The 17,904-nt window shown below is 36.6% G+C and carries 12 protein-coding genes; 10 read left to right on the plus strand and 2 right to left on the minus strand.

Translation table 11 applies throughout. From position 1 onward, the window contains the following. Positions 1–27 precede the first annotated feature (27 nt). The 3 genes from DB895_RS01175 to DB895_RS01185 all read left to right on the plus strand — a co-directional run bounded on the left by DB895_RS01175 (position 28) and on the right by DB895_RS01185 (position 6,129). Positions 28–1,563, plus strand: a complete 1,536-nt coding sequence (locus tag DB895_RS01175) for a right-handed parallel beta-helix repeat-containing protein (protein WP_116723506.1) — start codon at positions 28–30, stop codon at positions 1,561–1,563. A gap of 86 nt (positions 1,564–1,649) precedes the next feature. Then, positions 1,650–5,303, plus strand: a complete 3,654-nt coding sequence (purL, locus tag DB895_RS01180) for a phosphoribosylformylglycinamidine synthase (RefSeq protein ID WP_116723507.1) — start codon at positions 1,650–1,652, stop codon at positions 5,301–5,303. Positions 5,304–5,682: 379 nt separating this feature from the next. Then, positions 5,683–6,129: a hypothetical protein gene (locus DB895_RS01185; RefSeq protein ID WP_133242632.1), complete on the plus strand. Its 447-nt coding sequence runs from the start codon at positions 5,683–5,685 to the stop codon at positions 6,127–6,129. A 121-nt stretch (positions 6,130–6,250) separates the two neighbouring features. Here DB895_RS01185 and DB895_RS01190 read toward each other — a convergent pair whose 3' ends face one another. Both DB895_RS01190 and DB895_RS01195 read right to left on the minus strand, forming a co-directional pair. Then, positions 6,251–6,841, minus strand: a complete 591-nt coding sequence (locus DB895_RS01190) for a dual specificity protein phosphatase family protein (protein WP_116723509.1) — start codon at positions 6,839–6,841, stop codon at positions 6,251–6,253. 37 nt (positions 6,842–6,878) lie between these two features. Further along, the gene (locus DB895_RS01195; RefSeq protein WP_116723510.1) at positions 6,879–8,810 is read right to left on the minus strand and encodes an LTA synthase family protein; all 1,932 of its coding nucleotides are present in this window, start codon (positions 8,808–8,810) and stop codon (positions 6,879–6,881) included. A gap of 183 nt (positions 8,811–8,993) precedes the next feature. On the opposite strand from DB895_RS01195, the gene DB895_RS01200 reads away from it, so the two are divergent. From DB895_RS01200 to DB895_RS01230, 7 genes are all read left to right on the plus strand, one after another. Then, the gene (locus DB895_RS01200) at positions 8,994–10,775 is read left to right on the plus strand and encodes an AMP-dependent synthetase/ligase (protein WP_116723511.1); all 1,782 of its coding nucleotides are present in this window, start codon (positions 8,994–8,996) and stop codon (positions 10,773–10,775) included. 119 nt (positions 10,776–10,894) lie between these two features. Beyond that, a complete protein-coding gene (locus DB895_RS01205) occupies positions 10,895–11,275 on the plus strand; it encodes a hypothetical protein (RefSeq protein ID WP_116723512.1) in 381 nt (126 codons plus the stop codon). 130 nt (positions 11,276–11,405) lie between these two features. Next, positions 11,406–11,852: a MarR family winged helix-turn-helix transcriptional regulator gene (locus tag DB895_RS01210; RefSeq protein WP_116723513.1), complete on the plus strand. Its 447-nt coding sequence runs from the start codon at positions 11,406–11,408 to the stop codon at positions 11,850–11,852. An 83-nt stretch (positions 11,853–11,935) separates the two neighbouring features. After that, positions 11,936–14,326, plus strand: a complete 2,391-nt coding sequence (locus tag DB895_RS01215; RefSeq protein WP_116723514.1) for a 3-hydroxyacyl-CoA dehydrogenase/enoyl-CoA hydratase family protein — start codon at positions 11,936–11,938, stop codon at positions 14,324–14,326. A 93-nt stretch (positions 14,327–14,419) separates the two neighbouring features. Continuing rightward, a complete protein-coding gene (locus tag DB895_RS01220; protein ID WP_116723515.1) occupies positions 14,420–15,601 on the plus strand; it encodes an acetyl-CoA C-acyltransferase in 1,182 nt (393 codons plus the stop codon). Between the two features lie 37 nt (positions 15,602–15,638). Continuing rightward, positions 15,639–15,989: a four helix bundle protein gene (locus DB895_RS01225; protein WP_116723516.1), complete on the plus strand. Its 351-nt coding sequence runs from the start codon at positions 15,639–15,641 to the stop codon at positions 15,987–15,989. A gap of 73 nt (positions 15,990–16,062) precedes the next feature. Then, positions 16,063–17,853 carry an acyl-CoA dehydrogenase family protein gene (locus DB895_RS01230; protein WP_116723517.1) on the plus strand — a complete coding sequence of 597 codons (1,791 nt, stop codon included), beginning with the start codon at positions 16,063–16,065 and terminating at the stop codon, positions 17,851–17,853. Positions 17,854–17,904: the final 51 nt, after the last annotated feature.

Genomic DNA, 17,904 nt, shown 5'->3' on the forward strand with positions numbered 1-17,904 from the left:
CACTATTTTTACCAAAATTCAATAGCAATGCGCAAATCAATTTATTTTCTTTTTATCGGAATAGTACTATCAATGAGCTCCTGCCGGAAAGATTTTGATACCGTTGCGAGTTCAGGAAAACTAGAATTTTCAAAGGACACTATTTATTTGGATACCGTTTTTACAAATATTGGTTCCAGTACCTACACATTAAAAGTATACAACCGAAGCAATAAGGATATTAAAATCCCAAAAATACAATTCAAAAAATCAGACTCTAAATACCGAATGATGGTCGATGGCATGACTGGCGTTAACGGAAAAATATTCAATAACGTGGATCTTTTGGCCAAAGACAGTCTCTTCATTTTCATTGAAACTACCGCTAGTGCTGCTGATGCAAACCCAACCGATTTTTTATATACCGATGAAATTCAGTTTGATTCGGGAAGCAATTTGCAAAAGGTAAATTTGGTTACTTTAGTCAAAGATGCCTATTTCCTGTTTCCTAAAAAAGATGCTAAAGGGGTGAAGGAAACACTGCTTTTAGGCACAGATACCAATGGTGACGAAGTTAGAGTTGAGGGATTTGAATTGGACGAAAATGATCCTGTCAACGGAGATGAATTTCATTTCACCAATAAAAAACCGTATGTCATTTATGGATATGCGGGAATTCCGCAAGGAAAAACCTTGCAAATTGATGCCGGAGCACGAGTTCATTTCCATTCGGAATCCGGAATGATTGTTCAACCCAATGCAGCTATAAATATCAGCGGAACCTTATCGCCAGACAGTAAAAATCCTCAGGAAAACGAGGTCGTTTTTGAAGGAGATCGTCTAGAACCCGAATTTGAAGACACTCCCGGACAATGGGGAACCATTTGGATGAGAGAAGGAAGTCAGGGCTCCATCAATCATTTGACCCTGAAAAATGCGACCGTTGGATTATTGTTAGAAAACAGCGCTTTATCGATTAGCAATTCACAAATTTACAATTCTGCCAACATTGGAATTTTGGCAAGAACAGCAACCGTAACCGGAGAAAATTTAGTACTGAATACAGCAGGGCAAGCCAGTTTGGCATGTAGCATGGGTGGCAATTATCAGTTTACGCATTGCACGGTAAACAACAATTGGAACAGCTCCAAACAGGTTTCAGTCTTAGTGAGCAATTATGAAAAAAATCAAGATGAAAGCATTACAAAAGCCGATTTAGTACAAGCCATTTTCCGCAACTGCATCATTTATGGAAGCAATAATGTCGAATTATTTTTAGATAAAGAGCCTTCCGCCGCATTCAATGTGTCTTTTGAAAATTGTTTAATCAAGTTTAATGATTTTGGTACGGGACTTGCAAAAAATATTTTATATGATTTCATAAGAAATGAGGAATCGGGTAACATTAAAAATAAAGACCCAAAATTTTTTAAGCAAAATCAGAACAAGTTAAATATTGACGAGACTTCGGCGGCATTCCAAAAAGGGAATACTTTGTACCGTATCCCGACCGATATTTTAGGCGTGATACGAACTGTAATTCCCGATTTAGGGGCTTACCAAAGCGCCGCTTTCCCGAAGTAATTTGATAAAAATCTTTATAACGGTTCTTTGCGCATTGCACTTTTTTAAACTAAATTTGCAACCACAACAACGCAAACTACAAAACAATGATTCATTTCTTCGGAAACCAGACAAATACGGTTTTTGCGGTACATACGCACAATCAACTTACTACAGAAGACATTTCAAAACTCAACTGGCTTTTTGCCGACTCCAATAAAATAGAAAAATCCGTGTTGACGGATTTTTTTGTTGGTCCTCGCGCTACTATGATTACACCATGGAGTACCAACGCGGTGGAAATTACCCAAAACATGGGGATTACTGGAATCATTCGTATCGAAGAATTCCACAAAGCAACGGCTGATTTCAATGATTTTGACCCTATGCTTTCGCAAAAATATACCGAGTTGAATCAGGATGTTTTTACCATTAACGTTCAACCAGAAGCCATTCTGAACATTGATGATATCGCTGCTTACAACCTATCTGAAGGTCTTGCTTTAAGTCCTGAAGAAGTAGAATACTTAGATAATTTAGCCACTAAATTAGGTAGAAAATTAACGGATTCTGAAATTTTCGCTTTCTCACAAGCCAATTCAGAACACTGTCGCCACAAAATTTTCAACGGAACATTTGTTATTGATGGAGTAGAAAAAGAAACTTCTCTTTTTAAATTAATCAAAAAAACATCTCAGGAAAACCCTAACGATATTGTTTCAGCTTACAAAGACAACGTAGCTTTTGTAAAAGGACCAAGAGTGCAACAATTCGCTCCAAAAACAGCTGACAAACCCGATTTTTACGAAGTAAAAGAATTTGATTCAGTTATTTCATTAAAAGCAGAAACACACAATTTCCCAACAACTGTAGAGCCTTTCAACGGAGCTGCAACAGGATCAGGAGGAGAAATTCGTGACCGTTTAGCAGGAGGTCAAGGTTCATTGCCAATGGCAGGAACTGCGGTTTATATGACTTCTTATTCTCGATTGGAAGAAAATAGACCATGGGAAGATGCTGTTGAAGCTAGAAAATGGTTGTACCAAACTCCAATGGATATTTTAATCAAAGCTTCAAATGGAGCTTCTGATTTTGGAAATAAATTTGGACAACCGCTTATTACAGGTTCCGTTCTTACTTTCGAACATGAAGAAAACAACCGTAAAATTGGTTACGATAAAGTAATCATGCAAGCGGGTGGAATTGGGTACGGAAAATTAGACCAAGCTATCAAAAAGAAACCACAAGAAGGAGACAAAATTGTTATTCTTGGTGGAGAAAATTATAGAATCGGAATGGGTGGAGCGGCTGTTTCTTCTGCTGATACCGGAGCGATGAGTTCTGGAATTGAATTGAATGCAATCCAACGTTCGAACCCTGAAATGCAAAAACGTGCTGCCAATGCCATTCGTGGTTTGGTAGAAAGCGATCACAACCCTATTGTTTCCATTCACGATCACGGAGCGGGCGGACATTTGAACTGTCTTTCGGAATTAGTAGAAGAAACTGGAGGTTTGATCGATTTGGACAAATTACCCGTGGGAGATCCTACACTTTCGGCAAAAGAAATCATTGGTAACGAATCCCAGGAAAGGATGGGATTGGTTATTGGTCAAAAAGACATCGATTTACTTCAAAAAATTGCAGACCGTGAACGTTCACCAATGTACCAAGTGGGCGACGTTACAGCCGATCACCGTTTTACATTCGAGTCTAAAACTACCGGTTTAAAACCAATGGATTATGCTTTGGAAGATTTCTTCGGAAGTTCTCCTAAAACGGTAATGACCGACAAAACCATCCATTACAACTATCCTGCATTAGAATATAGTGTAAAAAATATTTCAACGTATCTAGAGCAAGTGCTTCAATTAGAGGCCGTTGCTTGTAAAGACTGGTTAACTAACAAAGTAGATCGTTGTGTAGGCGGAAAAGTAGCCAAACAACAATGTGCCGGACCCTTGCAATTGCCTTTGAACAATTGTGGTGTGGTTGCCTTGGATTATTTGGGAAAAGAAGGAATTGCGACCTCAATTGGGCACTCTCCTATCGCTTCCTTGATTGATCCGGTTGCTGGAACAAGAACGGCCATTGCCGAGTCATTATCAAACATTGTTTGGGCTCCGATTAAAGACGGATTGAAAGGAATTTCCCTTTCGGCCAACTGGATGTGGGCTTGCAAGAACGAAGGAGAAGACGCCCGTTTGTACGCCGCCGTTGAAGCTTGTTCCGACTTTGCCATCGAATTGGGAATCAACATTCCAACCGGAAAAGATTCGCTTTCGATGAAACAAAAATATCCAAACGACGAAGTAATCGCTCCGGGAACGGTCATTATTTCGGCTGGTGGAAACTGTATTGATATTCGAAAAGTGGTGGAACCTGTTCTGCAAAAAGATGGTGGTTCTATTTATTACATCAATTTGTCGCAAGACGAATTCAAATTGGGAGGTTCTTCATTTGCACAAGTTCTGAACAAAATTGGAACCGAAACACCAACGATAAAAAATGCGGCTTTCTTCAAAAAAGCTTTTAATACCATTCAGGAATTAATTTTAGGAGACAATATTCTTGCAGGACATGATATAGGAAGTGGTGGTTTGATTACTACTTTATTGGAAATGTGTTTTGCCGATGTGAATTTGGGTGCAAAAATAGACTTCTCTGTTTTTGAAGAAATAGACATTATTAAATATCTTTTTGCCGAAAACATTGCGATTGTCTTCCAAGCCAAAGACGATGCTGCTATTGAAAATAAACTAAAGGTAAATAATGTAGCCTTCTATAAATTAGGAACAGTTACCAATGAAGCTACTTTAGACTTTGGACCTTGCAAATTAGACATTGTCAAATACAGGGACATTTGGTTTAAAACCTCTTTTCTACTCGACCAAAAACAATCTAAAAACGGAACGGCTCAAGCCCGTTTCGACAATTATAAAAACCAAGCATTAAACTATACTTTCCCTGCGCACTTTACTGGTAAAGCACCTGTCATCTCGAGCGCTGTCGAGAGACCAAAAGCAGCCATTATTCGTGAAAAAGGAAGCAATTCCGAACGCGAAATGGCCAACTCCATGTATCTAGCCGGTTTTGACGTAAAAGACGTGCACATGACTGATTTGATTTCGGGGCGCGAAACTTTGGAAGACATTCAGTTTATTGGAGCTGTCGGAGGGTTCTCTAATTCGGATGTTTTGGGTTCTGCAAAAGGTTGGGCTGGAGCATTTTTATACAACGAAAAAGCAAAAACTGCCTTGGACAATTTCTTCAAACGGGAAGACACTTTATCGGTTGGAATTTGTAATGGTTGCCAGTTGCTTATGGAATTGGAAAAAATCAACCCGGAGCATGAAGTACACGGAAAAATGCTGCACAACGACAGTCACAAACACGAAAGTATTTTTACATCCGTAACGATTCAAGAAAATAATTCGGTGATGTTAGCTTCATTAGCGGGAAGTACTTTGGGGGTTTGGGTTTCGCATGGGGAAGGAAAATTCAGCTTGCCAATGGGAGAAGAAAATTACAATATTGTTTCTAAATATACCTATAAAGACTACCCCGCTAATCCAAACGGTTCTCATTTTGATGTTGCGATGTTGTGCGATACAACCGGACGCCACTTAGTCATGATGCCACACATTGAGCGTTCCACTTTTCAATGGAACTGGGCGCATTACCCAAAAGACCGAAACGACGAAGTTTCACCTTGGCACGAAGCCTTTGTGAATGCCAGATTGTGGATTGAAAAATTATAATTAGAAATTATTCTATATTTTAAAAAGCGTTTGCCAATGGTGAACGCTTTTTTTGTGGAATAAAATAATTATTAGATTTACTAAATCGTATTTCCTCTATTGCAAGTCAATATTCCAGATTATAAACAGTAATTAATGCTGAATTTTAATTAACTTTTTTAAAGTCAAAAAGAATAACCACTATCAATATCTCAAGGAAAAAACCTTAAATACTTTGCTCAAATGTGGCAATTGTACTTTCCTCATGCATTCGTTTTTCCAAATGCAAATAAAATCGAATGCGAAGTCTTGCAAAGTAAAGACAGAAAGTTATATTTGTTTTAGATTTTAAATGGCTCACAACTCATCCCAAGTTCATCACTACTAAAACGCTAAAACAATGAAATTCAAAAATTTATTATCTATTGCATTCCTATTGTTTGTAATGAACGGCGTCGCCCAAAATTCAGTTACAACAATCAATGCAAAAGACGGCACACACCACATCACCACCATTATTGATTATCCCATAACCGGAACCTATCTCTACAAAGGAGCAGAACCAATTGTTGAATTAAAAGCTAATGGTACAGGCATTTTTCAGTTGCATGACCAGCCCAAAACAACGATGGTTTGGGGAATGGAATGCAAGGAAAATGGAGAGCCCAAATTCAAAAAAGGCTTTGACAGTGCCACATATACGCTTTGGTATCAAAATACGTCGAGTTTAACCCCTGATGGTAATGAGGACTGGACTGCGGTACAGTTTTCCATTCACTTTAATAAATTAAAGATGTACATTCAGGGAGAACGAATTAAAGACTATGTTGAATCTGTCGAAAAATAATTTTCCAGCCTTTTCAATCTATTTTTTCAACACCGAGAATAATTTAGGTTCAAAAATAAATCCATAAAAAAACTCATTCGCTGAATGAATGAGTTTTTTTATGTCTAGATTGAAATGGAAACTATTGTTTTTCCTCTGCCAACTGTTTTCTGCTTTTATAGGCCTTCAAATACTCCCCTTTAGGCTTTCCGTCATCAAAAGAACTCCATTTTATTAGGGTTCTTACTCCGCTTCGTGCTTGTTCATTGGTAAAATTTTCATACTCAATTCGGTATAAAGCCGAATACATTTCTGCTCTTCCAGTTCCGTGATAGCAATGAATCAAAACTGGATAATTGGCTTTGTCATCCATTATTTTGGTAAAAACTTGAATATTTTTTTCGTTAGGAACCTGCTCCGATGGATTACTAAAATAATTCACACCATCAATTTTTGAAACAGCTTCTCTTTCTGCCTGCAATTCCCCCATTTTTTCTGGATTCAAAACCAAGTCATTTGTACCTGGCATACGCAAATCAACAATCGACTTGATATGGTATTTTTTAACATAACTTTCAATCTCATCGGGAGGAATAACGCCCGATTTATACACTTTACCAGCTGTAATAGTCTCAAAATTATGATTGATATTCATGTCGTAAACATACTTCCCGACAAAAATTAAAACTATGGTAAGTACCGAAAAAATGATTGCCTTCTTATTCTTTTTCATTTTTATAAATTGAAATTATTTGATAAAATTACTGAAATTATTTAGCATATAGTTTTTTGTCAACAACCCGATCCATATAATCTTGAATAAATGCCTTACAATTCAATTCTAAAGCGTTCATTTCCGGGTTTCTTTTTGGTATTAAATTATTTGTTAACCCTTTATCATTTTTATCATAAAAACCCGTGGCAATTTTTCCGTCAAAAGTACAAATGTAATTCCCTCTGGAAAATTGATAAATATTCCCTGTCGAGTTAATTACAAAGGGGGTACTCGATTTTTTATCCAGTAGGCTTCTTCCCCAGCTTCTAAATGGTTTTTCATACCCAATCATATCTAAAACCGTGGGATAAATGTCGATTTGTTGTGCTAAATCATCATCAACTCCTACATATTTGCTATTGGGTTTATAAATAATAATAGGCACCGCAAAACGATTGATGGGCTTTAGGTATTCGTCATAAAACGTTTGATTGCCATGATCTGCTACCAAAACAAAAATGGTGTTACTAAACCAAGGCGCTTTTTGGGCTTCTTTAAAAAATTGCTTTAAGGCAAAATCAGTATATTCCACACATTTATGCATGGGAACACCGCCTTCATGAAACCTATCTTTATACTTTTCGGGGATGTTGTAAGGTTCGTGTGAGGACACTGTAAAAACCGTGGCAAAAAAGGGAGTTTTCTTCTGGTCTAATGTTTTTTTCATGTACTGCAAAAATGGTTCGTCCCAAATTCCCCAAAATCCATCAAATTGGGAATCGTCATTAAATTCCGTTCTCCCATAATATTTATCAATTCCCAGAATATTTCCAAAACCTAAAAATCCCATAGAGCCATTCGCCGCACCATGAAAAAATGACGTGTTGTAGCCTTCACTTTTTAAAGTTGAAACCAAGGATTCTATTTTTTGTTTTGGGTAAGGCGAGGATGTAAAAGCGTCTTTAAAGGCAGGTATTCCAGCCAAAATTGAGGACATTCCGTGAATGGATTGGCGGCCATTGGCATACGCATTAGTAAAAATCATACTGTGTTGTGACAAAGAATCTAAAAAAGGCGTATGGGAAATATAATTCGGGATATTTGCATTTTTGTTGAAAGAACCAATGTATTCCCTACCATAACTTTCCAGTATTAACACAACCACATTCGGTTTGGTTTCAGGATTATTATGGTATTGTTTTATAGGTTGCACTTTTTCTAAAATAACATTGGCAGTAACATCCGGATAATCCGTTTTTATGAAACTATTACTAAACAATGTTCGGATAATGGCAAAAGGAGTATTAAGAACGATATCCGAATGAACGATGTTCTTGACATGACGACTGGCATCCAGAAGATTTATGGGACGTGTGGATTTCTTGAAATCACCGCCACGAATTCCTCCAATAATAAGTCCGGAAAATAACAAAAACCCAAAAGTAGAAAAACTAAAATAATGGAGTTTCTTTGTAGGTTGTAAATCCTGAACCAGTACCTTCTTGTATAAGTAAATCCAAAGTGAGGAAAACAATACAAATAGTGCAAACACATACCAATATTCGACCATAAAACTAAGAAAAAGTGTCGTCTTGTTGGTTTCATGTTCCAAAACATTCAAGGCAACAATAGTCGTTCTGGCATAGGTATATTTATAGTAGATAAAATCAATGAAATTGGTAGCATAAGCCACTAAATTGGTTCCAAAATACAGATAGAAAAGGAATTTTTGATAGCCTGCATTCGTGTTTCTATAAAATGGAAGAATCGAAAAAACAATAAAAAGCAGATTTACATATAAAATAGCGGTCGTATCAAAGGCCAATCCATAGTAACACAATGACAGTAAATCCGTAATGGAATCGACTTTTAACAAATCGAAATTAAAAATATAAAAAAGGATCCGGGCAATGAAATAAAAAAGATAAGCGAGCGAAATTCTGTAGAGAACTACTTTGTATTCGTTTAGGCGCAAGTGCTTTTGCATTTTATAATTTATTTTTGCAAAATTATCAATTCTCCAACAATAAATTTGTGGCTATAAGTTAAATTTAACGAAAAAAGCGAGCTAAAAAGAGGATCAAAACGCAAATAAATTAGGAATTCAATCTAAATAATTGTTCGGTAATTATTTATTACTTAATTTGCAATACATAAAGACTTTCCTATAATGACCAATATCTCTCGCCTTTTTGATTTCCCTTATTTTCAACTAGAAAAATACAATTCTATACCCGATGCTTTAGTAACAAAGTACAATGGTGTTTGGGTAAAAACTTCTACTGAGGAATACATATCAAAAGCCAATGCCATTTCAAGGGCACTTTTGAGACTTGATGTAGTTGTAAATGATAAAATTGCCGTAATCTCCTCCAGCAACAGAACCGAATGGAACATTATAGACATTGGTATTTTGCAGGTTGGCGCTCAAAATGTGCCCATTTACCCCACCATTTCTGAAGACGATTATGAATACATTCTAAATCATTCGGGTGCTATTTATTGTTTTGTTTCCGACGCTGAAGTATTGAGAAAAGTGAATTTGATTAAGGATAAAGTTCCCCATTTAAAAGAAGTATATGCTTTTGATGAAATTTCAAATTGTAAAAACTGGACCGAATTATTGAGCCTTGGTGAAGACCTCAGCAATCAAAACAGGGTTATAGAGCGAAAAAACAATGTGAGAACTGATGATTTAGCTACCATTATTTATACTTCCGGAACAACAGGAAAACCTAAGGGAGTCATGCTTTCCCACAAAAATATTGTTTCTAATGTTATAGGTAGTGCTCCCAGAATCCCTTTTGAAGCCGGAAAAACTCGTGCGTTGAGCTTTCTTCCCATTTGCCATATTTTTGAAAGAATGATTTTGTATTTATACCAATATTACGGTGTTTCTGTATATTTTGGAGAATCCATAGATAAAATTGGTAATAACCTTAAGGAAGTAAAACCGAATGTAATTACTGCCGTTCCCCGACTTTTGGAAAAAGTTTACGATTCAATATATGCAAAAGGAACGGAACTAAAAGGCATTAAAAAAATGTTGTTCTTTTGGTCCATTAATTTAGGGTTGCGCTATAAACCTTACGGAGCCAACGGCATTGGGTACGAGTTGCAATTGAAAATAGCCCGCAAGTTAATTTTCAGTAAATGGAAAGATGGCTTGGGCGGAAATTTAGATTTAATGGTTTCCGGAAGTGCGGCTTTGCAACCCCGATTAGCCCGAATTTTTGCTGCCGCAGAAATACCTGTGATGGAAGGTTATGGTTTGACCGAAACATCTCCTGTAATTTCGGTTAATTGTATGAGCAATAGAGGTTTTAAAGTGGGTACGGTGGGTAAAGCGATCGATAATGTAATTGTAAAAATTGCCGCAGATGGAGAAATTCTTTGCAAAGGCCCTAATGTCATGCTGGGTTATTATAAAGACGAAAAATTAACGAATGATGTCATCAAGGATGATTTTTTTCATACTGGAGATATTGGATTAATAGACGACGAAGGTTTTCTGAAAATTACGGATCGCAAGAAAGAAATGTTCAAAACCTCTGGCGGAAAATATATCGCACCACAACTGCTAGAAAACACCATGAAACAATCCCGTTTCATTGAGCAGATTATGGTTATTGGCGATGGCGAGAAAATGCCGGCCGCTTTTATACAACCTAATTTCAGTTTCATCAAAGATTGGGGAAAAATTCATGGAATAACTGTTGGTTCAACCAATGGGGAAATCATTTCGAACCCAAAGGTAAATGAACGGATTCAAGAAGAAATCAATCACTTAAATCAAAAATTTGGAAATTGGGAACAAATCAAACGTTTTGAGTTAACTCCTGATATTTGGTCCATTGAAGGTGGACACCTCACTCCCACTTTAAAATTAAAACGAAAAATAGTTCTGGAAAAATATAAGGATCTCTATGTAAAAATCTATGGGCAATCATAATCCAATTCTTCATTGATATTCAAAAAACATTTCAATGTTAAAAAAAAATTAACAAACTGTTAATTAATATCGATTTTCGCTTAACTTTACCTCTATAAACTATTTAAAACCAAATGATTATGAATGCCAAAAAATTTTTAATCTCCGGGATTGTAGGAGGGATTGTTGACTTTATTCTTGGGGGATTGTTTTATCAAACACTATTCCCAAACATTTATCATCCAAATAAAGACATGAAGGTCGAATTTATCGCTCTAGGATGCCTGACCTTCGGTTTATTTGTTTCCTACATTTTTGTTAAATGGGCAAATATTACCACCTTTAAAACGGGTCTATTTGGTGGAGCAGTAATTGGGTTTTTCTATGGTTTATCAATGGATTTTTTCATGTACTCCGGCATGCCTATGAATTTCCAAAATTTCGTGACAGATGTTTTAATAAATGTCATAATGGGCTCATTTGTTGGAGCAGCTATTTCCCTTGTTAACGGAAAATTATAATAAATTGTTCCCTAAATTTTCTATAAAATTAAACTCATCCATTAGATGAGTTTTTTTTATAGAAAATTTATTTAAATTTATTATGCATGCATAGTATTTTTTAGTATATTTGAAATCGATATAGTTGAATATGAAAGACAAAACGATAGATTACATACTTCGTGCCACTTGGCAAGCGGTTGCCAGAATGTATAATGAAGAAGCTGCAAAATACGATGCTACTATGGCGACAGGATTTGCGTTGTTAAGTATTGACAAAGAAGGAGGAACTCCATCCACCACATTAGGACCAAAAATGGGAATGGAAGCCACAAGCTTGACCAGGACCTTAAAATCTATGGAGGAAAGGGGATTAATTATCCGAAAGAAAAACCCAAATGACGGTCGAGGCGTGTTGATTTACTTGACTGATTTTGGGAAAGAAAAAAGAGAATTGTCGCGTAATACCGTTTTGAAATTTAACGAAACCATTCGTAAAAATATCCCAGAAGAAAAACTACAGCACTTCATTGAAGTTGCAGAGACCATCAATGAACTGATTCAAAACAAAAATATATTTAATCAAACAGAAAAATAGAAATGAAATGAGCCTATATAATGACAATCTAGGTTATTAAATCAATTAACGAGTTACATTGAATACCAAATAAAATAAATGAGATGAATAGATCAATTAAAAAAATTGCAGTAATTGGATCCGGAATTATGGGTTCGGGAATTGCTTGTCATTTTGCTAACATTGGGGTTGAAGTTTTACTTTTGGATATTATTCCAAGAGAACTCACTGAAGCTGAAGCTAAAAAAGGGCTTACTTTAGAAAGTAAAATTGTCAGAAACCGATTGGTGAATGAGCATTTAGCCAATTCATTAAAATCGAAACCATCCCCTATTTACAATCCAAAATTTGCCAACAGAATTACTACTGGAAATACCACCGATGACATGGCTAAAATTGCTGCTGTCGATTGGATTATTGAAGTGGTGGTGGAACGTTTAGACATCAAAAAAATGGTGTTTGAACAAATTGAAAAATTCAGAAAACCCGGAACTTTGGTAACTTCAAACACTTCAGGAATTCCGATTCACTTTATGAGCGAAGGACGAACTGAAGATTTCCAAAAACACTTCTGTGGCACACACTTTTTTAATCCTGCGCGTTACTTAAAATTATTCGAAATCATACCTGGTCCACAAACGGCAACTGAGGTTTTGAATTTCCTTACTATATATGGAGAAAAATTCTTAGGCAAAACTTCGGTAGTAGCCAAAGATACCCCGGCATTCATTGGAAACCGAATTGGAATTTACGGTATTCAGAGTTTGTTTCATTTGGTCAAAGAAATGGGATTAACGATTGAAGAAGTAGATAAATTGACTGGTCCAGTTATTGGTCGTCCAAAATCGGCCACTTTTAGAACGGTTGATGTGGTTGGATTGGATACTTTGGTGCATGTTGCCAACGGAATCTATGAAAACTGCCCGAATGATGAGCAACACGAATTGTTCAAATTGCCAGATTTTGTCAATAAAATGGTGGAAAATCAATGGTTTGGAAGCAAAACGGGTCAAGGTTTTTATAAAAAAGTAGACAAGGATATTTTGTCTTTGGATTTAGATACATTAGAATACCGTCCGGCTAAAAGAGCATCTTTTGCCACTTTAGAATTGACAAAAACAATTGATAAACCTATTGATCGTTTTAAAGTTCTGGTAAAAGGAACAGACAAAGCGGGAGAATTCTATAGAAAAAGTTTTGCGGGAATGTTCGCTTATGTTTCGAACAGAATTCCAGAAATCTCCGATGAGTTATACAAAATTGATGATGCGATGAAAGCCGGTTTCGGATGGGAAAATGGTCCTTTCGAAATTTGGGATGCCATTGGTGTTGAAAAAGGAATCGAAATCATGAAAGCCGAAGGTTTAGCGCCTGCCGCTTGGGTAAATGATATGTTGGCTTCTGGTATTTCTAGTTTTTATACTGTAAAAGAAGGAGCGACTTTTTTCTATAATATTCCAACAAAATCACAAACTAAAGTTCCAGGTCAGGATGCATTTATCATCTTGAACAACATTCGCGAAAGCAAAAAAGTATGGAGCAATAGCGGAGCGATTATACAAGATTTAGGAGACGGAATTTTGAATTTAGAATTCCAATCCAAGATGAATACCATTGGTGGTGATGTTTTGGCAGCTATCAATAAAGCAATTGATTTATCCGAAAAGGAACATCAAGGTTTGGTTATAGGAAACCAAGCTGCCAATTTCTCTGTTGGAGCCAATATCGGGATGATATTCATGATGGCGGTGGAACAAGAATATGATGAATTGAATATGGCTATCAAAATGTTCCAAGACACGATGATGCGTGTGCGCTATTCAGGAATTCCTGTTGTTGTTGCACCACACGGAATGACTTTTGGCGGTGGTTGTGAAATGAGTTTGCATGCGGATAAAGTTGTTGCTGCTGCAGAAACCTATATGGGATTAGTGGAATTTGGTGTCGGTGTAATTCCTGGTGGTGGCGGATCGAAAGAAATGGCTTTGAGAGCTTCTGATTTATTCCGTAAAAACGATGTGGAATTAAATGTTTTACAAGAATATTTCTTGACCATTGCAATGGCAAAAGTATCAACTTCCGGTTACGAAGCCTTTGATACCGGTCTTTTGCAACATGGAAAAGATATCATTGTAGTCAACAAAGACCGTCAGATTGCCGAAGCGAAAAAACACGCTTTACTAATGGCGGAAGCCGGTTACACACAACCAATTCGCAGAAATGATGTAAAAGTTTTAGGAAAACAAGCATTAGGAATGTTCTTAGTTGGAACAGATCAAATGCAAGCGGGAAAATACATATCAGATCACGACCAGAAAATCGCTAACAAACTGGCTTATGTAATGGCGGGTGGCGATTTATCAGAGTCAACATTAGTATCTGAGCAATATTTATTGGATTTGGAACGTGAAGCTTTCTTATCTCTTTGCACCGAAAGAAAAACATTGGAGCGCATCCAATTTATGTTAACTAAAGGAAAACCTCTTCGCAATTAGAAAATAGAAAAAAGATAATAGAATATAGATTTAAGACAGCGTTAAAGTCTATTTTCTATACTCTATTTTCTATACTCTTAAAAAGAAAAAAAAATGAAAACAGCATATATAGTTAAAGCTTATCGTACTGCAGTAGGAAAAGCACCAAAAGGAGTTTTTAGATTTAAAAGACCCGATGAACTGGCAGCCGAAACCATTGAATTCATGATGAATGAGTTGCCTGATTTTGATAAAAAACGTATTGATGACGTGATGGTAGGAAATGCCATGCCAGAAGCCGAACAAGGATTGAACGTAGGACGATTGATTTCCTTAATGGGATTGAAAATCGAAGATGTTCCGGGTGTGACAATAAATAGATATTGCGCCTCTGGATTAGAAACTATCGGGATAGCCACAGCCAAAATCCAGTCCGGAATGGCCGATTGTATTATTGCCGGTGGTGCCGAAAGCATGAGTTTTATTCCGATGGGAGGCTACAAACCTACTCCGGATTATGCTGTCGCAAAAGCTGGACACGAAGATTATTATTGGGGAATGGGACTGACCGCAGAAGCCGTTGCCAAACAATATAATGTGTCCAGAGCAGATCAAGATGAGTTTGCTTATAACTCCCACATGAAAGCCTTGAAAGCACAGGCCGAAGGTAAATTCGACAAACAAATTGTTCCAATTACCATCGAGCAAACTTTCATAAACGAAAATGGCAAAAAAGAAACCAAATCTTATGTTGTCAATAAAGATGAAGGTCCAAGAGCAGGAACATCGGTAGAAGCATTGACTGGATTAAAACCTGTTTTTGCTGCCGATGGAAGTGTGACTGCAGGAAATTCATCCCAAATGAGTGACGGAGCAGCTTTTGTTTTAATCATGAGTGAAGAAATGGTAAAAGAGTTGAATCTGGAGCCAATAGCACGTTTGGTGAACTTTGCTTCAGCTGGAGTGGAACCAAGAATCATGGGAATTGGCCCGGTAAAAGCAATTCCAAAAGCATTGAAACAAGCCGGTTTACAATTGAAAGATATTGATTTAATTGAATTGAATGAAGCTTTTGCTTCTCAATCATTAGCCGTAATTCGTGAATTAGGTCTAAATCCGGATATCGTCAACGTAAACGGTGGAGCAATTGCTTTAGGTCACCCTCTTGGTTGTACCGGTGCAAAATTATCGGTTCAATTATTTGACGAAATGAAACGCAGAGGAAGTAAATATGGAATTGTGAGTATGTGCGTAGGAACTGGACAAGGAAGTGCGGGGATTTACGAGTTGATGTAGGCAGAAGAGAAAAGAATATTGCCGTAAAAGACAAAATATGCGTCATAATTATAAGAATCTGAAAATTTGGCAACTTGGAATAGAAATCGCAAATGATGTTTCTGACATACTTTTAGACTTTCCAAAACACGAAAGATTTGATTTAAGTTCACAATTAAGCAGATGTTCAGTTTCAATACCTAGTAATATAGCCGAAGGTTCATCTAGAACTGATAAATCATTTAGCCATTTTATAGATATCTCTTTAGGCTCTTCTTTTGAATTAATTACACAACTAATAGTTGCAAAGCATCGAAAATACATTAACGAAATAAAATTTAATCAATTAGAAACAAAAGTAGAAGAATTTCAAAGAATGACTATGGGATTTCAAAATGGACTAAAATAAATCTATTCACAAAACTCTATATTCTATTTTCTATATTCTTTACTCTAAAGTCTATCATCTAAAAAAATAAGTCATGAACGACAAAACAAGAGGAGGTCAATTCCTGGTAAAAGAAACAAAATGCGAAGACATCTTCACTCCAGAAGATTTCAATGAAGAACAATTAATGATGCGTGACTCTGTAAGAGAGTTTGTGGACAAAGAAATTTGGCCAAACAAAGACCGTTTTGAGAAAAGAGATTTTGCTTTAACGGTAGAAAGTATGCATAAAGCTGCTGAATTGGGCTTTTTGAGTATCACAGTTCCTGAAGCTTATGGCGGAATGGGGATGGGATTTGTAAATTCTGTTTTAGTTTGCGATTATATTTCGGGAGCTACAGGTTCATTCTCTTCAGCTTTTGGAGCACATACCGGAATTGGAACCTTGCCAATCACTTTGTATGGAACTGAAGAACAAAAACAAAAATATGTGACAAAATTAGCTTCTGGTGAATGGTTTGGAGCTTATTGTTTGACAGAACCAGGCGCAGGATCTGATGCTAATTCCGGAAAAACAAAAGCCGTTCTATCCGAAGATGGAAAATATTATTCTATCTCAGGACAAAAAATGTGGATTACAAATGCCGGTTTTTGTAATGTCTTTATTGTTTTTGCCCGTATCGGAGATGATAAAAACATAACTGGATTTATCGTAGAAAATGACCCAAATAATGGTATTTCTATGAATGAAGAAGAGCACAAATTAGGAATTCGCTCCTCTTCTACCCGTCAGGTTTTCTTTGCGGACACGAAAGTTCCTGTTGAAAACATGCTATCTGAAAGAGGTAATGGTTTCAAAATAGCCATGAATGCTTTAAACGTAGGCCGAATCAAATTGGCCGCAGCCTGCTTAGATGCGCAACGCCGTGTGATTACAAATTCCACAAAATATGCTAATGAAAGAATTCAATTCAATACTGCAATCTCACAGTTTGGTGCAGTACGTTCCAAATTAGCAGAAATGGCTGCCAGCTGTTATGCCGGAGAAAGTGCCACTTACCGTGCTGCAAAAGATATTGAAGACCGAATCATATCTCGTGAAACTGAAGGTGCCTCACATCAAGAAGCCGAATTAAAAGGGATTGAAGAATATGCTATTGAGTGTTCAATTCTTAAAGTAGCGGTTTCAGAAGATATTCAAAATTGTGCCGACGAAGGAATTCAAATCTTTGGCGGAATGGGATTTTCAGAAGACACGCCAATGGAAAGTGCTTGGAGAGATGCTAGAATTGCTCGTATTTATGAAGGAACTAACGAAATCAACAGAATGTTATCTGTAGGAATGTTAATCAAAAAAGCGATGAAAGGTCACGTTGATTTACTCGGACCAGCATCAAAAGTACAAGAAGAATTAATGGGAATCCCATCATTTGAAACTCCCGATTATTCTGAATTATTTGCCGAAGAAAAAGAAATGATTGGAAAATTGAAAAAAGCATTCTTAATGGTTGCTGGCGGAGCTGTTCAAAAATACGGACCAGATTTAGATGCTCACCAACAATTATTGATGGCAGCTTCAGATATTTTGATTGAAATTTACATGGCTGAAAGTACTATTCTTAGAACTGAAAAATTAGCTAAAAAAGATGGAGAAGCCAAAGTACAAGAGCAAATTGCTATGGCAAAATTATATTTATACAAAGCAGTGGATATTGTAACTCAAAAAGGAAAAGAAAGTGTTATCTCTTTTGCTGAAGGTGATGAACAACGAATGATGTTGATGGGATTACGCCGTTTTACCAAATATACCAATATGCCAAATATTGTAGGTTTAAGAGAAACGATTACTACAAAATTAGTGACAGAAAACCAATACTGCTTCTAAACAGAAAGATTTTTAGTATTTGATTGCTTAGAAAAATTCCGCACCTGTTTC

Origin of the sequence: Flavobacterium psychrotolerans (genome assembly GCF_003097635.1) — a bacterium.
In the GTDB taxonomy this organism is placed as follows: domain Bacteria; phylum Bacteroidota; class Bacteroidia; order Flavobacteriales; family Flavobacteriaceae; genus Flavobacterium; species Flavobacterium psychrotolerans.